Origin of the sequence: Nitrobacter sp. NHB1, from assembly GCF_036964665.1 — a bacterium.
Classification (GTDB): Bacteria; Pseudomonadota; Alphaproteobacteria; order Rhizobiales; family Xanthobacteraceae; genus Nitrobacter.
This window is the reverse complement of the sequence record NZ_JBAMDA010000001.1, coordinates 1,818,934-1,837,265: the sequence shown is the minus strand read 5'-3', so window position 1 is coordinate 1,837,265 and position 18,332 is coordinate 1,818,934. Positions and strand designations below refer to the sequence as shown.

Annotated in this window: 15 protein-coding genes; 3 read left to right on the top strand and 12 right to left on the bottom strand. The window is 61.0% G+C overall.

Features of this window, described 5'->3' with window-relative positions; translation table 11 throughout:
- Position 1: 1 nt before the first annotated feature.
- On the top strand, positions 2 to 418 hold the full coding sequence (locus V4R08_RS08600; RefSeq protein WP_335578971.1) for a hypothetical protein: 417 nt from the start codon (positions 2 to 4) through the stop codon (positions 416 to 418).
- The gene (locus tag V4R08_RS08595) at positions 399 to 1,538 is read left to right on the top strand and encodes an NAD(P)/FAD-dependent oxidoreductase (protein WP_335578970.1); all 1,140 of its coding nucleotides are present in this window, start codon (positions 399 to 401) and stop codon (positions 1,536 to 1,538) included. Before V4R08_RS08600 ends, V4R08_RS08595 begins: the two co-directional genes overlap by 20 nt.
- Here the strand turns inward: V4R08_RS08595 and V4R08_RS08590 are convergent.
- From V4R08_RS08590 to V4R08_RS08570, 6 genes are all read right to left on the bottom strand, one after another.
- Complete coding sequence (locus tag V4R08_RS08590) at positions 1,504 to 1,689, bottom strand: hypothetical protein (protein WP_011509566.1); 186 nt, start codon at positions 1,687 to 1,689, stop codon at positions 1,504 to 1,506. The two genes, V4R08_RS08595 and V4R08_RS08590, sit on opposite strands and share 35 nt — an antisense overlap.
- An 817-nt stretch (positions 1,690 to 2,506) precedes the next feature.
- Positions 2,507 to 3,004 (bottom strand): TlpA family protein disulfide reductase, encoded by a 498-nt coding sequence (locus V4R08_RS08585; RefSeq protein ID WP_335578969.1) that lies wholly within the window; start codon positions 3,002 to 3,004, stop codon positions 2,507 to 2,509.
- Positions 3,001 to 4,209, bottom strand: coding sequence for a sialidase family protein (locus tag V4R08_RS08580; RefSeq protein ID WP_335578968.1), 1,209 nt, complete (start codon positions 4,207 to 4,209; stop codon positions 3,001 to 3,003). The genes V4R08_RS08585 and V4R08_RS08580 overlap by 4 nt, the downstream gene beginning before the upstream one ends.
- Positions 4,210 to 4,225: 16 nt before the next feature.
- Positions 4,226 to 6,637: a TonB-dependent receptor domain-containing protein gene (locus V4R08_RS08575; protein ID WP_335578967.1), complete on the bottom strand. Its 2,412-nt coding sequence runs from the start codon at positions 6,635 to 6,637 to the stop codon at positions 4,226 to 4,228.
- 96 nt (positions 6,638 to 6,733) lie between these two features.
- Entirely contained in the window at positions 6,734 to 7,099 is a 366-nt protein-coding gene (locus V4R08_RS18210) for a DUF2946 family protein (RefSeq protein ID WP_442935640.1), read from the bottom strand.
- A 150-nt stretch (positions 7,100 to 7,249) separates the two neighbouring features.
- Positions 7,250 to 8,413 (bottom strand): GNAT family N-acetyltransferase, encoded by a 1,164-nt coding sequence (locus tag V4R08_RS08570; protein WP_335578966.1) that lies wholly within the window; start codon positions 8,411 to 8,413, stop codon positions 7,250 to 7,252.
- A 340-nt stretch (positions 8,414 to 8,753) separates the two neighbouring features.
- Between V4R08_RS08570 and V4R08_RS08565 the strand changes: the two genes are divergently transcribed.
- A complete protein-coding gene (locus tag V4R08_RS08565; RefSeq protein ID WP_335578965.1) occupies positions 8,754 to 10,268 on the top strand; it encodes a CYTH and CHAD domain-containing protein in 1,515 nt (504 codons plus the stop codon).
- A gap of 390 nt (positions 10,269 to 10,658) precedes the next feature.
- Here the strand turns inward: V4R08_RS08565 and V4R08_RS08560 are convergent, their stop codons facing one another.
- The 6 genes from V4R08_RS08560 to V4R08_RS08535 all read right to left on the bottom strand — a co-directional run bounded on the left by V4R08_RS08560 (position 10,659) and on the right by V4R08_RS08535 (position 18,226).
- Positions 10,659 to 10,790 (bottom strand): hypothetical protein, encoded by a 132-nt coding sequence (locus tag V4R08_RS08560; protein ID WP_335578964.1) that lies wholly within the window; start codon positions 10,788 to 10,790, stop codon positions 10,659 to 10,661.
- Positions 10,791 to 10,832: 42 nt separating this feature from the next.
- A complete protein-coding gene (locus V4R08_RS08555) occupies positions 10,833 to 13,040 on the bottom strand; it encodes a xanthine dehydrogenase family protein molybdopterin-binding subunit (protein WP_335580221.1) in 2,208 nt (735 codons plus the stop codon).
- Positions 13,041 to 13,206: 166 nt separating this feature from the next.
- Complete coding sequence (locus V4R08_RS08550) at positions 13,207 to 14,223, bottom strand: FAD binding domain-containing protein (RefSeq protein ID WP_335578963.1); 1,017 nt, start codon at positions 14,221 to 14,223, stop codon at positions 13,207 to 13,209.
- Positions 14,220 to 14,726, bottom strand: a complete 507-nt coding sequence (locus tag V4R08_RS08545) for a (2Fe-2S)-binding protein (RefSeq protein ID WP_335578962.1) — start codon at positions 14,724 to 14,726, stop codon at positions 14,220 to 14,222. Before V4R08_RS08545 ends, V4R08_RS08550 begins: the two co-directional genes overlap by 4 nt.
- Before the next feature lie 85 nt (positions 14,727 to 14,811).
- The gene (locus tag V4R08_RS08540) at positions 14,812 to 15,741 is read right to left on the bottom strand and encodes a hypothetical protein (RefSeq protein WP_335578961.1); all 930 of its coding nucleotides are present in this window, start codon (positions 15,739 to 15,741) and stop codon (positions 14,812 to 14,814) included.
- A gap of 148 nt (positions 15,742 to 15,889) precedes the next feature.
- Positions 15,890 to 18,226, bottom strand: a complete 2,337-nt coding sequence (locus V4R08_RS08535; RefSeq protein WP_335578960.1) for a Tex family protein — start codon at positions 18,224 to 18,226, stop codon at positions 15,890 to 15,892.
- Positions 18,227 to 18,332 lie beyond the last annotated feature (106 nt).

Sequence of the window (18,332 nt, the reverse complement as noted above, 5' to 3'; positions counted from 1 at the left end):
GATGACCAATCCCTTTGTCGGCAACTGGAGCTATCGCAGCTTCCTCAACGATCCCGATCTCGGCAAGGCCGCCAACGACCTGCTGTTCGGCGAGGGCACGATCGCGATTGTGGAGCAGTCCGAAACCGAGCTTTCGGGAACGATTGGTGGGCCCGGATGGTCGCTCAACCTGCGCGGCAGCTTTGCCTACGGCTCGCCCATGCAGGTGCGCTTCCAGGGCAAGGGCGTGGTCGGCGGCGAGCAATGGATCTACGATTATATTGGCTGGCTTGTGCCGGTGTGGCCGAACAGCACTGACCGGCTCGAAGTGCCCGCGATCGTTGGCTCGGTGGTGCGCACTATCCCGCATTCGGGCAGCGGCGGCGGCACCAACCCGGCGGGAGTGGTGGCATCCTTCTATGCCGTCCGAGCAGGTTGATTTCGCCGTCATAGGCGGCGGGCCGGCGGGCGCGGCGGCGGCTCTGACACTGCGCCGCCACGCGCCCCAAAAGCGCGTCGTGCTCTTGGAGGCGGGGCGGCACGAAAAGCCAAAACCAGGCGAGATTTTGCCGGCAGTGGCGCAAGGGTTGCTGCGCCAGCTCGACGTCTGGACACCGTTTACGGCCGAGGCCTTTGTAAGGAGCCGCGCGGTCGTTTCGGCATGGGGTGATGAAGCACCCGACGAGCGGCACAGCATGTTCTCCGCTCAGGGCGCCGGCTGGCAACTCGACCGGGCGCGGTTCGATCGGCTGCTGGTACAGTCGGCGAGGGCGGCAGGCACCGAGGTGCGAATTGGGAGCGCGGTACGTTCGGCGGTTCGCGAAGACCGGGCGTGGCGGCTGGGTCTGGCCGATGGAGAGATTGTCGCCGGCGCGGTGATCTGGGCAACCGGCCGCAACTGGAGGCTCGCCAGGTCCTTTGGCGCGAAGCTTCGGGTGCACAGCCACCTTGTGGCCTATACCCGCTTCTTCGACCGCGCGCCGGGCGATTGCCGAATGGTTGTCGAGGCACGCCCCGAGGGCTGGTGGTACAGCGCCGATTTGCCCGATCAATGCCGGGTGGTGTCATGTCTGACCGATCCGGATCTGGGCGGCGAACTGCGCCAGTCGAAGCACTGGTACCGCGCATTGGCGGCAACACGGTTTATCGCACCGCTTGTGCCGCCTGATGCACGCGAGACCGCAAGGTTGGTAAAGGCAGCGGGAACAGCCACAGTCGATCAGGCCGCGGGCGAGCGTTGGGTCGCAGCGGGCGACACCCTGTTCACCGCCGATCCGCTGTCGTCGCGCGGGATCGTTCATGCGCTGCGCTCGGGCATCCTCGCCGCCTATGTCGCGTCGGATATGATCGACGGCCGGGATGAACTCGCTCGCAGGCGCTACGCGATGATCGCGGCGCAGGGTTTTGCCGATTACGTGCCAGCCCTTGCGGCTCGCTATGCGGCCGCCGCGCGGTGGGACACAGCTTTCTGGAACCGGCGTCGCCCTCAACTCGAAAGCCGCGCGGCGAATCACGCCGTCAGTTCTACCTCATATGTCCAAGACCGATCCCAAGCTTGATTGCCTTCTGACGAAGCGAGCCTTCGGTGCGCTTCATCTGCTTAGCGATCTTTGCGACCGGCGTCCTGGCTTTTGAATGAGCCTTGAGCGTCTTCACGTCGTCTTTTGTGAAAAGCTTGCGAACAATCTTCTTCTTGGCCTTCTTCGCCATTTCTTGGGTGTCCATCGTTTGTTGAGGATGGCGCGTCATACGAAGATGGTCACGTGATGTAAAGCTGGTATGGGACGTAAAGAGAACAACGCTAATAGCGGGAACGCCGGCAAGCGCGCCAGTTCGGTAGTAACAACGTAACGAACGATCGAAGTCCCGCTATCACGTTCAAGGATCGGTTCTGCGATGCCGTGACGAACGGTTCTGCAGGAAAGCTCCGATCCGGGCGATCCGCTGCCGACGCCGTACAGTTTTGCTTATGTCGGAAAATACAGCGCCTATTATCGCGCCAACTCTCTGGTCCGACCGCAAGGTGGGGTTGCGATACCAAGGAAGTGTTCGGGGAGCGGGCGAGGACAGCGGAGCGCCGTCCGTCGCCATGCTTCTTCATGCTGGCTTCATACGACCGTCCGGATTTCTGGAGCGGCACGGTCGCGATCGATGCAGTTCAGCGAGCTTACTTTTGCGGGTGTTCACGGCGATAAGCCGTGGTCTGACGCTGGCCATAAGCTATAGTCAACGAGAGTATAGTTATGATGGCGACAACAAACCCGGCCACAATGATTGTCTCGGTTGGCATGATGGTCTCCTTTCCTAACGAGTCAAGGATGCACATCCCTTGCAAGAGTTCTTTGATCTGGAGCAAAGACGCTGCTCCTCCCGGCGTTTTTAGGATACAAGTTACCGCGATCAGCCGTTCAAAGATCCGCGCAATCTTGGACAATCCCTGGACAAAGCCGGGACTGCCGGCAGCGCGACTTGAAATCGCGTTAAATGGCCTGCCTGGTAGCAGGCCGAACGGCCAGGCCGAAGCTTTTCATCTCGCTTCGATCGCTTGAGCGCCGAACCATTTCCTCACGTCGGTAAAGTCGGCGATGCCTTCGATGGTCGTGACTTTGCCATTGCGCGCAATCAACATCGTGCGCGGGATGTCGCCCTGCCAGTTGGGATCGATCTCAAAGCGCAATCGTTCGACAAAACCGTCGCTGAAGGTCCAGTTCTCAACCGACGATAGTCCGGCCTTTGCAAGCATCGACAGCGTTGCTTCGGGCGCGTTCGGAACGAGGTCGGCATTGACCGTTACGACGTCGACACCCGGATTGTCTTTGACGAACTGCCCGAGCAGCGGCAGTTCGACCTTGCAAGGGCCGCATGTGACGCCCCAGAAATTGACCATCGTGGGACGGCCCGCATGTGCATGGAGGATGGCTTGCCAGCTTCCGCGCTGGAATGCGTGCAATTGATCGTGCGCCGCAAGATGTTGCGGGAGAAATGCCCATACAAACGCGACCGCAAATAACAATTGACGCTTCATGGTGCGTCCTCGATCGGCACGATGCGGTAGCCGTCAGCCTTGGTCATCCACGACAGAAATATCTTGGGTCCGTTACTTACGAGCAAAGGATGGTCCGACGCGTCGGTTGTCGCAGCGATGACCCTCGGTTGCGACCAGGTTTTCCCGTCGTCGCCGGACGTCATAAGTTTCACGGTTGTCTTCTCACCGTCGAATTCTTTCCAGACGATCGTGGTGTCCGAGGCGCTCGCCAGCACGTAGGGGCGTGATGCGTTCCGGTCCGGCCTGCCGACGGCCATTGGCTCGGAAAACCTCTCGCCGCCGTCGGTCGAACGCGCATAGAACAAACCCTTTCGAACTCCGCCGCCGGTAAACCAGACCGCGTGATAGGTCCCCCTCGGCGAGATGGCGAGGCTCGGCCCCTGATGCGGGCACGCCTCGGTCTTCCAGTCGTCATGGCTGACGCGGTAGATCGCTCCCGGCGTCGCCGCATCCTTGAAGGTGACGATCGCGTGGTCCCGAACGCTGCCCGGGAAGATATTGCGAAACAGAATGGCGGGCCGACCTGGGCCGGAGAATGCGACGGAAATCCGGCAGCACTCGCAGGTGTTGTCCTTCACCATGCGGGCTTCGGAGTAAGTTCCACCACCGTCCTTCGACCATGCAAAGAACAACCCCGCCCCGTTATAGCTTCGATTGTCGGCGCGCGCCTGCGCCCGGTTGCGCTTGTCGAGCCAGGCCACGAAGACCGAGCCGTCGGCATCCAGCGCGAGTTGCTCGAAGCGTTGACTTTCCGTGTTAGGCGTAATGGGAACGGGCTTGGCGAAGCTGTGACCTCCATCCACCGAGCGCGTGTACAATACCTCGCCGTTGAAGTTCTTGTCCCTGAAAATCGAGAAGGCGATGGCGATCCGGTTGTGGCGGTCAACGACGATCTTGGGGCGCGCATCGGGTCCCCAATCCAACTTGAGCGGTCGATCAACGACTGCGACCGGCGTTGAAAAGGTCTTTCCGCGATCTTTGGAACTGGCCACCGAAATACGGCCGCCTGCCATCCACGCCAGCCACAAGGTTCCGTCCGGGGCGAATGCCGGCGTGACCTTGGTGGCGCATCGCAATTCGGCCGTATCGCAGGCGGCCTCCGATACGTGGTGATGGCTCATTTGCGCGCTTGCGGCACCCTGCAAGAGAAGCGCGATCGCAGCGAGGGTTGCTGTTCTGATCATGGTCACACACCTCATGCTATCGAAACGCAAGCCTCATTCCGGCGATGAACGTGCGCGGCGATCCGGCATAGATGGAGCCGCCGGTGTTGGCCAGGACGCTCGCGGGGTTTTGAATACCCGCGCCGGTTACCGAATTCGCGATATTGTTGGCGGATGCGACGTATGTCTTGTCGAAGACGTTCCGCACTTCGAAGAAAAGATGAAGCGACTTCAGGTAGTCCGATTGCAGCGGCCTGTCGTAGTGCAGGTTGAGGTTGACCAGATCGTAGCCGGGAGCCTTCAGGAGATTGGCGTTGTCCATGTAGAAGGCGTCCTTCCACTGGAGCTCGACGAACGCGCCGACGCCTTTCAAGGATCCAGAGAGTTGGTCATAGGACAGCCGCGCCGTCAGTTCGTTCGGCGAAACGCCGGGAATTTTGTTGCCCGCCCGATTGAAGCTGAAAGTGGCGCCGTTGTTGATATTCTCGGTGTAGCTCGTGTAGATTTCGTCGAGATAAGTATAAGCGGCTGTCACCCGCCAGTTTGGCAAGAAGCGCCAGTCTGCCAATAGTTCGACGCCCCGGTGCTCGGATTTCGGGGCATTGAACGTGTAGCTCGAATTGGGCGCGCCGAGGGGCGTTGCCTGTGAGACCAGCTCATCGCGGAAGAACTCGTAGAAGCCGGTCGCGCTCACCCTGAGCGTGGGATCCGGTGTCCAGTCAAGGCCGAGGTCATAACCGAGGTTCTTTTGGGCATTGAGCTGCGTGTTGTTGCCGTTCTGGCCATTTGGCAGCACGAACAGGTTACCGACCTGTGGCGTCCCGTAGCCGGTCGCGACCCTGGCATGGAGGAGCCAGTCCTTGTTCGCGCGGTATTGCAGCGCGAATTCCGGCGCGGTGTTCTGGAATTGGCGATCCGCGCTTTTGATCGCCGTGGCCGCGATTCCCGTTGGTCCGGCATAGGTGTAGGCTGTATTGATGCCCTTTAGATGCGTCGTCTCCCACCCGATTCCGGCGATGGCCGTCCATGAATCGGTGAGCCTGAGTTCTTCGCGCGCGCGGACACCGTAATTGGTGTGCTCGCCGGTGACATTCGACGATAGTGCGCCAAGCGTGGCGTTCCCGCCGGGCATCACGTTGCGCGTGTCACCGGACCAGCTCAAAGTGTTGTAGAACACGCCAGCATAGCTGGTCGCGTCCATACCAAACAACTGGCTTCGCCTGACGACGTCGCTCATGAAATTATAGGACGGATAATCGCCGATCGCGCTCGTGGTGCCGGTCGGCTGGTTGATGTTGCGATCGTCGAACACGAACTGGTTGCGCCAGGTGGTCTGGTTGTCGAAATCATGCTCCCAGCGTCCGCCGACGATGGTCCGGCGATCGGTGCGGCCAAGCCCGGCCTGCTCGGCCGTTTCGCGGTCGGTCCCGGCGGTCGCGTTGAAGCCGTTGTTGAACAGCGTGATCGTGCCGCAGCCGGGAGCAGCCATCGCGGCGGTCGCACAACCCCGCTGGAAAGGGTTGGTGTAGAATTGATTGAGCGAGGATCGGATCGGGATACGCGCATCCAGCATGTTGTTGATCAGCTTGAAGGTGAAACGATCGTCCGGCGTCGCCTGCAGCGTCCCCAGGAAGTTCACGGTCTGGGTATTGAACCAGCTGTTGCCGAAATAGCCGTCGCCGCGCACGTCGCTCGCGAACAGCGAAGCCTCGAAGTTTCCGATCTTCTTGCCGGCCGTCAGATAGTTGTTGAGGTAGCCGTAGCTTCCGGCATCGAGACCGTACTCGAATCCGTTGATCTCGCCGCCACGACGGGTCCTGAAGTTCAGCGCGCCGCCGGTCGCGTAATTGCCGTAAAGCGCGGACGACGGACCTCGGATGACGTCGATGGCCCCGTAGGCGCGAGGATCGATCAGGTCGCTGCGGGACAATCCGTCAGGCTGGGTGACCGGGAAGCCGTCGTCAAAGATCACCAGGTTGCGAATGCCATAGCCGTTTCGCGCGTTCGATCCGCGAATCGAGATGCCGAAGTCCCGAGGCCCGTTTCCCTGTTTGACGGAAATGCCCGGGCTGTCACGCAACACGTCGGCCACGGAGAAAGACGGCCTGTTGTCGAACTGATCGCGGCCAATGGACGTTTGGGTCTGCCCGCCCGGTGCCTGGTAAAGAGTCGCAAGGCTCGAATCGATGGGCACGGGCGACGGCTTTGCTGCCACGACCGGCTGCGGCTTTGCCGCCACAGCCGGCTGCGGTTGTGACGGTCTCGGAGCGGCGCGGCGGGCGACCGATTGCTTTTTGCGCGGACTGGTTCGGGCAGGGTGTGGAGCCTCGATCGTAATGCCCGGCAGTGTCTGGCCGGCGGTCTGTGCGGTAGCATCGTCGCAAACAGCGAGCAACGCGAGCGCGCTCACGCCCGAAAGGACGCGAGAAAGGATGCGAGAGCGAAACATGGGATATTCCTGATACCGGGGATGCCCACCGGTTGATGCAATGGAAATGGCGCGGACAAGCTGATGGCCCGCCGGTGCACGATCAAAAGCCTTTAATCAGGACGCAGGCGGGGCGCGCGCCTGCACAGGACTATGCAACCTGTGCAGTAAGAGGTCCGAAGCACGATCGAGCCAAACGACGCGCTGTGGCTCACGCTCAACCTTAAGAGAATGGATCGGCTGGTCGCCGAGCAGCGCCTGTCCGATGCCCGCATGGACCAAGCATAGTGCATAGCAGCAATCATGGATAGGTGCTTGAGTCGGTAGATCGCGCTGGTCCGATGACGGATGACTGGAGCATATTTCCGAGTGAAACGGGTCGGCCGCGGCAGCCGTCAGCAAATACGGCACGATGGGCGCAAGGATTTGCGCCCACAGCGCGAACAATATAACAGGTAGAAACTTGCTAAATGCCCGCCGCATTACTGAACCTCAGCCCATCCCTGCCGGTAACATGATTGAGTACGGGCGTCGAGTCTAGCTTTCCCAGGAGCGACCACTGTGATAGGCGGCAAACTGGCTTGACGAATGCTTTCTGACTACCCCGGCCGCTGTTTTCGTTGTTAGCGCACGTCACCACATCTGACGATAGTCGGTAAATTTCCGCAGCGTCGCGTCGTAGCGCACCGGGACGATCCATGGCAACGCCAGCCGCATGATCCAGTTGGCGATCGGCGAGACGTGCCGCACATAAAGATCGATCGGGTCGAGCCGATGGCACAGGTGCAGCTTGGGATCGTAATTCAGTCCGCTGCTACGGAAGCGCTTGTAGCCATGGGCCATCGCCCAGCGGATCACGTCGCGTGAAATGTAGTGATAGAGATGGAGGTCGAGCGCGAAGTCGTAATCGAGGCCGATATACTCGGCAAAGATATCGTCGCCCTCCACCATGCACAGAGCGAACGCCATCAGGGTATTGCCGCGATACCAGATGAAGAAGCGGGTCTTGTCACTCATCTCGCATCCGAGACGGCGGAAGTAGTCCCTGGTCAGTTTCTCGAAATGAAAGTTGGAGCGCTCGTAGGTCTGCAAATAAAGCGGATAAAGCTCGTCGATGAAGCTCGCCGCATTATCGGTTACCGTCATTTCAAGATCGGAACCTTCGGCGGCACGGAATTTCTTGCGCAGATTACGGCGTGTGTTCGCGCTTAATGCCTTCTGCATGTAGTCGTCGAAACTGTCGTAGTCGATGTCGAGCGTAGTCATCGGCATGCTCGGCGCACGACCGAACCCTTCGCGCTCGAAACACGCAAGATCGCGGCGATCGCCGCGTGGAAATTCCTTGAGCACAATCATCTGTGCACCCAACGCACGCGCCTGGGCAACGATACCTAGCGCCAATGTCCCAGCGACGACCGCGGCCGAAAGATGCGCGCTGGTCGCGAGATGCCCTTCGCCTGCCGTGCAGCCGAGCATCAGCGTACGCAGTTTCAGGAAACGTGGATAGCGGCGGCGGATGCGCGCGACGAGTGGCGACCGATCAAGCTTGATGCCTTCCAGCACGTCCTGGTCGAGTAAAAAATATGGCTGCACCGCCAGCACCCGTCCTGACGCATCGCGGATTGCGAAATAGCCGTACTCGAAGTGATCGCCGATCGTGTCCGCAATGATCTCGTAATAGCGGTGATCCTTGCGCCGGCCGGCGAAGGCAATCCGCCACGCCTCGCAAGTTCGCAATTCGTCGCGGCTGATCGGCGCGACCGAAAGAGAATCAGAGGCCGGACTGTGCTGTTCCATGCGCCGTTCTAACTTTCGTCCGGCTGCTTTGCGCAGTCGTCCGTCTCAGTTTGTAGTCAGGAACCAACGCGCCGGCAAGAGAGCAGTTCCGGGTTTTGCCTCGGAGCGAATACCGGGTCACAAACGTCCAGGATGCAGACGCCGCCTGCCGGAGGCATCGAACGGGTGCATCCAGGCGCGGTTGTCGAGTGCGGTCAGGAAGGCGTAAGCTAACGAAAACCCCAGAGCCATCGTGAAGCATTCATGCATGACCTCGACGGAGATATCGTTGAACGCGCAGCTTCGAGCTGAAGATGATTCTGGTGCTTCCAATCTTGCGCCAATAGCTGGACATGCGGGAATGGAGTTGAGGCTGCTTGCATCGCGAGGAGCCTTCGAAAAGGTGCGCGAGTTGCCTGTCGTTATACAGCATACGCGCAATTGCGCCACGTTCCGTCGGCTCGAATCGGTCTACTACGACACCCCAGAGCAATTGCTGTTTCGGCATGGCATGTCATTGCGCGTGCGGCGCAACGGCCGGCATTTCGTTCAAACGATAAAGCTGCCACCTGCCGACGGCTGGCCGCTGGGACGACGGCAGCAGGACGTGCCGGTTGCCGGCATCGCTCCCGACTTGGCGAAGCTTCCCGTCGACGAAATCGGCCATCCGATAACGGCGCGGATCAAGAATACGCTGGTGCCGGTTTTCACGACGAAGGTTCGCAGGCACGTGCAGCGGCTCGATTTCCCCGATGCGTCGGCGGAAATCGTGTTCGACGAAGGGACGGTCGAAACCGGTGCGCGACAAGATGCTCTATTTGAAATCAAGCTCAAGTTGAAGAGCGGCAATGCAGGTGTTCTGCTCGATCTCGGGGCGCAACTGCTCGGTGCAGTGCCACTGCAATTGAGCGCCTGCAGCACGGCGGAACGGGGCTACCTGCTCGCATTTGATCTCGAGCGGTCAGCGACGAAGGCCAAGCTGCCCGATATTGCCGCGGACCAGGTCATCGACAACGTCATCGCGCTCCTGATGGGATCATGCTGGCATCATCTCTTGAAGAATCGCGAGGTGGCGCAGGAGAAGACGGATCCCGAGGGGGTGCATCAGATGCGCATTGCGCTGCGCCGGTTGCGGACGATCTGTACGATATTTCAGCACGACATTCCGTCGCCTTTATTTCAGGCGGTCAGCGCCGAAGCAAAGTGGGTGATGCAGCAGCTCGGACGAGCGCGGGAATGGGATGTGTTCGCCGAGACCGCCACTCGCCTGGCCATAGCCACACCAGATATCGACCTGAGCGGCTTGCGCGAGGCGGTCGACCGGCAGCGTCAGTCGAACTACGGCGCCGTTCAGGCTACCCTCGCTGATCCCCGTTGCGGCCGTTTTCTGTTCACGCTGGGCCACATGATAGAGCGTCGCAGTTGGCGCGATGAAATCGACGGCGAGGCGCTGGTCGTCCTGTCGCAGCCGATGGTGTCGCTCGCTGACAAGATTTTGGCGCGACTTCATCGCAAGGCGCTCAAGCATGGCCTGCATTTCAATCGCCTCGACGCCGCCATGCAACACGGGCTCAGAATCGACGTCAAGAAACTGCGTTACGCGGCGGAGTTCCTGTCACCGCTTTATGCGGCTCGCGCACCTGTAAAGCGCTATGTGAAGCGCCTGGCCGGGCTTCAGGTCGCGCTCGGTGGCGTATGCGACATCGCCAGTAGCCGCATTCTGATCGATGTAATCCGGCGGAACGATCAACCCGCGCTCGATTTTGCCGCCGGCGTCGTCGCTGGCTGGCAGGCTCGCGACCAGTTGGTGGTGGAGAAAATGCTGCGCAAGAGATGGCGACGGTTCAAGGCGGCAAAGACATTCTGGAATCGGTGAGTTCGTCGCTTGCCTCGTGCAAACCGTCCGGCGCGGATTGGCCACGGCTAACCCCGTCCCGGCTCCGAAGGGATATTGCCGAAGGGCGGCCGGTCGAGCTTGCCATTGACGAGGCGCCGCCCGGAGGACTGCCTCTTCCCATGTTCGCAGTCTATCGGGAAGGCTAGCCTCCGGGGCCAGCCGGGCGATGGATGATCGAGCGCTTGAAGAACTGCTCGGAAGGCATCGCGGCGCAGGAGGCCTCGCGAACGTGCTGAACGGAGCGCGTCGTTAGGGCGCAAAACCCGCTACGCCCGGTTTAGTGAGCGGCGAGGCGGTATTGTCGTCTTCCGAAAGCAGCCCGAGTGCAGCGCCGAGTGTTGGGCCCGGCGCGGCGTATCGGTCATCTCGCTACTTCTTGCGAGACTTTGCCGCTTCCGATTGCATAAGACCCTTCATGCTCGGAGCCGCCGCGATCACTTTCGGCTTTTCCTTCTTCGGCTTCTTGGTTTCGCGGTTTCCGCGTTGCTCGCCTTTTGCCATGGTTCAGTCCTCCGGCCCGGAGCGGGCCTTCGCTCACACAAGCTAGGTGTCCCGTGTTAACTTGTCGAGAGTGATAGGGAGATCCCGCACCCGTTTGCCTGTGGCATGATGGACCGCATTGGCAATTGCCGCAGGAACGCCGACGATGCCGATCTCGCCCAACCCCTTGATGCCCATCGGGTTGACGATGTCGTCCTGCTCGTCGACGAAAATCACCTCGACGTCCTGGACGTCGGCATTCACCGGCACATGATACTCGGCGATATTGGCATTCATGATCCGGCCGAAGCGGTGGTCGATGAGCGTTTCCTCGTGCAGCGCCATGCCCATGCCCCAGATCATGCCACCCATCACCTGACTGCGCGCAGTCTTGAGGTTGAGAATGCGTCCCGCGGCGACCGCGCCGACGAGGCGAGTGACGCGGATCACGCCGATTTGCTCGTCCACCTTCACCTCGGCGAAGATCGCCGAATGGGTGTTGTGAGCGTGCTTGCCGTCGTTCTGGAACTGCGTGGCCTTTTCCTGCGCGATGCGTTCGACGCCGGCGTGCCGCATGACGTCCGCAATCGGAATCGTGCTGCGCGGCGGCTTTTTGGAGATAATGCTGCCCTCGGACAGTGTCACGTCGTCAGCCGTCGCGCCCTTCAGCGGCGAATCCGGCATTGTCTGCGCCAGCCGCAGCAGTTCATCGCGGATGGCGTTGCTAGTGGTGAGGATGCCGTTTGAGACCGACGCGGCAATCCATGACCCGCCTTCGACCGGCGATTGCGGCAGCGTCGAGTCGCCGAGCTTGACGGTGACGTTGTCGATCGGCAGGCCGAGCATGTCGGCGGCGACCTGCGCCATGATCGTATAGGTGCCGGTGCCGATATCGGATGTCGCGCACGCGACTTCGGCGTGGCCGTTGGCCGTCAACGTGATCCGCACGGTGATCGGGACCTGCAGCGCTTCCCAGACGCCGGTGGCCATGCCCCAGCCGATCAGATCGTTACCGTCGCGCATCGAGCGTGGTGCGAGATTGCGCTTGTTCCAGCCGAACGCCGCCGCGCCTTGGCTGTAGCATTCGCGCAGATTCTTGCTGCTGAAGGGCAAGCCGGTGATCTGGTCGGTGTCCGAATAGCATTTCAGTCGCAATTCGAGCGGGTCCATCTTCAGTGCGACCGCTAGTTCGTCCATCGCCGCCTCCAGCGCATAGACGCCGGTTGCCGCACTCGGCGCGCGCATGTCGCACGATGTCGGAAGATCGAGATGCGCCAGCTTGTGCGCGTAGCTTGCCGTCTCGCTCTTGTAGAGCAGGCCGGACCATGTGGTCTCGTTGCGGTGGAAATCCTCATATTGCGACGTAATGGTGGTGGCGTCATGGATGATCGCATTCAGCGTGCCATCCGGTTTCGCGCCGATCTGAATGCGCTGGATCATTGCGGGCCGATAGCCAACCTCGTACATCTGCTGTCGCGTCAGCACGAGGCGGACCGAACGTTTGAGCGCGCGAGCGCCGAGTACGGCCAGCACCACCTGATATTGCGGGCGAAGGCCCGAACCGAAACCGCCGCCCATATAGGACGACATCACACGGATTTCGTCCGGCTTGGCCTCGAACACGCCGCACAGATAGCGCTGAACGTTCTGCACGCCCTGGGTCTTGTCGTAGACCGTGAGCTTGCCGTCGTGCCACACCGCCGTCGAGGCGAACAACTCCATTGGATTGTGATGCTCGACCGGCACATAATATTCGGCATCATGCCGGATATCCGAAGCCGCAAAGGCTTGCGCGGCATCGCCGCGAGGTTTGGCCGGCGCATCGAGCGGGACCGCGTTGCTCCGCTGCCGTTCGATATCGGTGATGTGCGGCTGCTCGTCATATTCGACGCGGACGAGGGAGGCGGCAAAGGTTGCTGTCTCGAAATCCTCTGCCAGCACCAGCGCGACCGGCTGACCGCTGAACTTGATCTCGCCGTCGTAGAGCGGGCGGTAGGGTGAGCCTTGCTCGGGTGCGACGTCGTCCTTGTAGGCTTTGTCGTTGTCGGCCATCGGCGGCCGGTTCTCGTGGGTGAGGACGGCGATGACGCCATCAACCTTCGCAGCCGCGCTGGTATCGATCCGCTTGATCCGGCCTTTGGCGATGGTCGAAGTGACCACGCTGCCATGCGCAAGGTCGGGCGCGCCGTGCTCGCCGGCGTAGCGCGCGGCGCCGGTGACCTTGTCGCGCCCGTCGATGCGGGACGTCGCTGTGCCGATATAGGTCGTCATGGTTTTGCTCGGTTGATGGGTTTCCGGTGTCAGCGGCGCTGCCGTGCCTTCGCGTGGTGTTCCAATTCCCATAGTGCTGATGGCGACGACACCTTGCAGGACGCCGCGGCGGCTGATGCCATTGGTGTCGTGAGAATTGGATCGGGTGAGGCGCGCCATGACCAACTCATGCGATTGTCTTGTCCGATTGCGATTGCGGCGTGCCGTTGGCGGCTTGCGTCAGCGCGCGGACGATGACGCGCCGAGCGAGGTCGATCTTGAAGGTGTTGTGGCCGAATCCCTTGGCCTCGCGCAGAACGACATCAGCCGCGCGAGCGAAGGTGTCGGGAGTGACGGGCTGTCCGTTCAAGGCTGCTTCGGCTTCCGGATTGCGCCACGGTTTGTGGGCCACGCCGCCGAGCGCCAGCCGCGCGTCGCGAATCGTGCCGTTATCCATCTTGAGCGCCGCCGCGACTGAGACCAGCGCGAAGGCATAGGATAGGCGATCCCGGATCTTCAGATAGGTGTAGTGCTTGTTGAAGCCTTGCGCCGGCAGTTCGATGGCCGTGATGATTTCTTTCGGATCGAGATTGGTATCACGCTGCGGCGTATCGCCGGGCAGGCGATGGAAATCCGCCATGGCAATGATGCGCTCACCGTTGGGGCCGGCGATATGCACCTTGGCATCGAGCGCCGCCAGCGCGACGCACATGTCGGAGGGATGGGTGGCGATGCAGGCATCGCTGGTGCCGAGGATGGCGTTGATCCGGTTGATGCCGTCTTTCGCCGAACAGCCGGAACCGGGCTCGCGCTTGTTGCATGGCGTCGCGACATCATAGAAATAGAAGCACCGGGTCCGTTGCAGCAGGTTGCCGCCGGTGGACGCCATGTTGCGCAGTTGGCCCGAGGCGCCGGCGAGGATGGCACTCGACAGCAGCGGATAGCGTTCCATCACCAGCGGATGCCAGGCGAGGTCGGAATTCGGCACCAGCGCGCCGATGCGCAGGCCGCCGCCGGTCGTTTCCTCGACCTTGGCCAGCGGAAGGTGCGAAATGTCGATCAGGCGGCTGGGGTGTTCGACGTCGTATTTCATCAGGTCGACGAGATTGGTGCCGCCAGCAATGAACTTTGCCGAGGCATCAGCCGCAATCTGGTTTAGGGCGTCAGCAACATCGGTTGCGCGCGAGTACTGGAAATTGTTCATGACGCATTCATGGCCTGCTCAATTGCAGCGACGATGTTCGGATAGGCCGCACAGCGGCAGATGTTTCCGCTCATCATCTCGCGAATGTCGTCGGGTGTCTTCGCCTTGTCTTCGGCGATCAGGCCGACCGCGGAGCAAATTTGGCCCGGCGTACAATAACCGCACTGGAGCGCATCGTGATCGATGAAGGCCTGCTGCACGGGATGGAGGACGCCATCGGTCGCAAGACCCTCGATGGTGGTCACATCGGCGCCGTCCTTCATCACCGCAAGCGTTAGGCAGGAATTGATCCGTCGGCCGTCCACCAGCACCGTACAGGCACCGCATTGGCCATGGTCGCAGCCTTTCTTGGTGCCCGTGAGGCCAAGGCGATCGCGCAATGCATCGAGCAACGTTGTCCAGGGAGCAATATCGAGCTTTACCTTGGTGCCGTTGACGGTCAGTTCAATGCTTATCAGGCCGGGAAGCGAAACGATTGCCGGAGCGGTGTTTGACCGGGCCATGCCGATACCCTGCTAGTCAGGAAGGATCGGCAATAACGCGGTCCCGGCGCAGATGTTCCATAGGGGGCCGCTCCCCCTTGCGTCGTTATCGCAACGGCATCGGCGGCCGGGGAGCGCTGTCGTCGCCAGGCTGCGGCGGAAGTCGGGCCTGTCCGGGCGGCTGCGACGGAATGTAGGCTTCGCGTTGTATCGGTCCTTGCGGGTGTATCTGCCTTGCAGTCGTTGGCGGAGGCGGAGCGGGCGGATTGTATGGAACTGCCGCTTGAGGCGAGGTGCGCTGTCGCCGTGGCGGAACAGGCGTCGCCCGGTGTTGTACAGGCTTGGGGTGCGTTTCGCGCTCTGTGGCCGCAGCGCTCTCTCGGCGCAGTTGCTGTTGGCTGGCTTTCAACTCCTCGACTGACTGTTTCAGCGCGGCGATGTCGCTCGCCATTGCCTCAAGCGAGTGTGCAGTTTCGGCCGGAAGCGCGGCTTGAGTTGGTGGAGCTTGTGCCGGCGTCGCAACTGGATCCGTCGCCGGTGTTGACGGCTGGGGTGCGACCGTCGCGGCCTGTTGCGCGGGTACCGCTTCGGCGATTGGTTCAGGCACGGCCGTTTGAGCCGCCGTGTCCTGCGCTTGATCTGCATTTGCGCCTTGTGGAGAGGCGAGTGTCTCCATTAGAATTTGCGGCATAAAGCGTGAAAGCCTCTGCTTCGCCTCTTCACCGTAGGAATGCCAAGCCGTCGTTGCGGCAATGCCGGCACAGATGGCCAACAGCACCTTTAAGATGCCGCGATGAGACCGTGCGCGCGGGATTGTCGGGATTGCATTGACGTGCGCGTCGGCATCCGCATTGTCGTTCGACGGCGCAACCTGCGACAAAGATTCGCCGATCGGCTGAGATATCTCCGTCGATAGAGACGTCTCTTCTTTATTTTGAGATGGATCATGTGTGACGCGTGCCAGGTCGCGAAGCTGCGCGGCGATAGCGTCGTGCGGATCGGCCTGAGAACCGGCGGGTTGTGATCTGAATAACATTGGAGCCCCAAGTTGCTTGTTGCACGGCCGGGTTCCGGCCGGGTCTGCATGTCGAGAAGGAGGCTCTGCGCTTTGACCTCAGCAAGGCGGCAAGATGAAAAGTGTAAGGCAGCGGAACTGATGATTATGTCAGCCATACGGGGTCCTACTAGGACTTAGCCTTACCGCTCCCGCTCTTCTCGGTGGCGCGCCGCAGGGCTTCAGCAAGCGCTCCGCCGCCGGACTGCTGATGCGGCTTGCCCGGCGTCGATGTCATCGGGCGAGTTTTGTCTCGTGGGAGGCCTTGCGCCGCACGCTCGCTCTTGCCGCCGAGTTCGTCATCGAGACGGAGCGTCAATGCGATCCGCTTGCGGGCGACATCCACCTCCAGCACCTTCACCTTGACGACGTCACCTGACTTTACGACCTCGCGCGGGTCTTTGATAAAGGACTTCGACATCGCCGAAATGTGTATCAGGCCATCTTGATGGACACCGATATCGACGAAGGCGCCGAACGCCGCCACATTGGTTACCGCACCCTCGAGGACCATACCGGGTTTAACATCCTTGAGTGTCTCGATTCCCTCTTTGAACACCGCAGCCTTGAAGGCTGGCCGCGGATCGCGACCGGGTTTTTCCAGCTCGCGCAGAATGTCGACCACGGTCGGCAAACCGAAGGTGTCATCAACGAAGTTCTGCGGTTTGACCTGACGCAGGATATCCGCGTTTCCGATCAGCGCCTTGATGTCGCTCCTGGTTGCAGCAAGAATTTTGCGCACGACGGGGTAAGCTTCCGGGTGGACTCCCGAGGCATCGAGCGGATCGTCGCCGCCAGTGATCCGCAGGAAGCCCGCGCATTGCTCGAACGCTTTTGGCCCTAGCCGAGGCACCTGCTTCAGCCCCTTCCGTGTCTTGAACGGCCCATTGTCGTCGCGGTGTTTGACAATGGTTTGCGCCAGCCCCACGCCGATTCCCGATACGCGTGCGAGCAGCGGCGCAGACGCCGTGTTGGCATCGACTCCGACCGCGTTAACACAATCCTCAACTACCGCATCGAGGGAGCGAGCCAGCTTACTCTCGCCAAGGTCGTGCTGATATTGTCCCACGCCAATCGCCTTCGGATCGATCTTGACCAGTTCGGCCAATGGGTCTTGTAGCCGTCGAGCAATCGATACCGCGCCGCGCAGCGTGACGTCGAGTTCTGGCAGTTCCTCGGACGCAAAAGCCGACGCCGAATACACCGAAGCGCCGGCTTCCGACACCACGATCTTCGACATCTTCATATCGGGCAGGAGTTTCACCAGATCCATGGCGAGCCTGTCGGTCTCGCGCGACGCCGTGCCGTTGCCGATCGCGATCAAGTCGACGCGATGTTGAACGGCGAGCTTGCCGAGCGTGGCGAGCGCCGCATCCCATTGCCGCTGAGGTTCGTGCGGATAGACGGCTGTGGTCGCCACCACCTTGCCGGTCGCATCGACAACAGCGACCTTGACGCCGGTGCGGAATCCCGGATCGAGACCCATGGTCACGCGGGCGCCCGCCGGCGCCGCCAGCAAGAGGTCGCGCAGATTCGACGCGAACACGCGTACCGCCTCCTGCTCGGCCGCGTTCCACAGCCGCATCCGCAAATCAACATTGAGATGAACCTGAATCTTGGTTCGCCAGGCCCAGCGCACCGTTTCTATCAGCCATTTGTCGCCGGCCCGGCCACGATCGGAAATCGCGAAACGCCGCATGATCTTCAATTCGCAGGGGCTGACCGGAGCCGGTGTAGCGGCAACCGGTTCGGGCAACATTTGAAGGTCGAGGATATCCTCTTTCTCACCGCGAAACATTGCGAGGATGCGATGCGACGGCAACTTGGTGAGCGGCTCGCTAAAATCGAAATAGTCCTTGAACTTTTCGCCCTCGGTCTTCTTGCCGCTCCGCACGGTGGACGACATCAGACCGTTCGACCACATCTGTTCTCGCAGCGCGCCAATCAAGTCGGCATCTTCCGCGAAATGTTCCACCAGAATGGCGCGGGCGCCGTCGAGCGCAGCCGCAACATCGGCGATCGACTTTTCGGCGTTGACGAACGGCTCTGCTACCGTCTTTGGATCGTTCTGCGGTTCGGCCAGCAGCAAGTGAGCCAGCGGCTCCAGCCCGCGCTCTTTGGCGATCTCGGCCTTGGTACGTCGCTTCGGCTTGAACGGAAGGTAAATGTCCTCCAGGCGCCCCTTGCTGTCGGCAGCGAGGATCGCCGCTTCCAGTGTGGCGTCGAGCTTGCCCTGTTCGCGAACCGAATTGAGAATCGTGGCACGACGGTCTTCGAGTTCGCGCAAATAATTCAAACGCTCTTCCAGCGTCCGCAATTGAGCGTCATCCAGCGAACCCGTGATTTCCTTGCGGTAACGGGCGACGAAAGGAACAGTCGCGCCACCATCGAGCAACGCGACCGTCGCTTCGACTTGCTGCTCGCGAACGCCGAGTTCTTCCGCGATCCGTCGATTGATGTTTGCCACGCGCGATCTCTCTGAACCATCCGCGACGGGTAAAATGGCTCGCCGCGAAATGACGCTTATGGACCACCGCCGATTGATTTATCAACCCGCCGGACCAAACAAATTG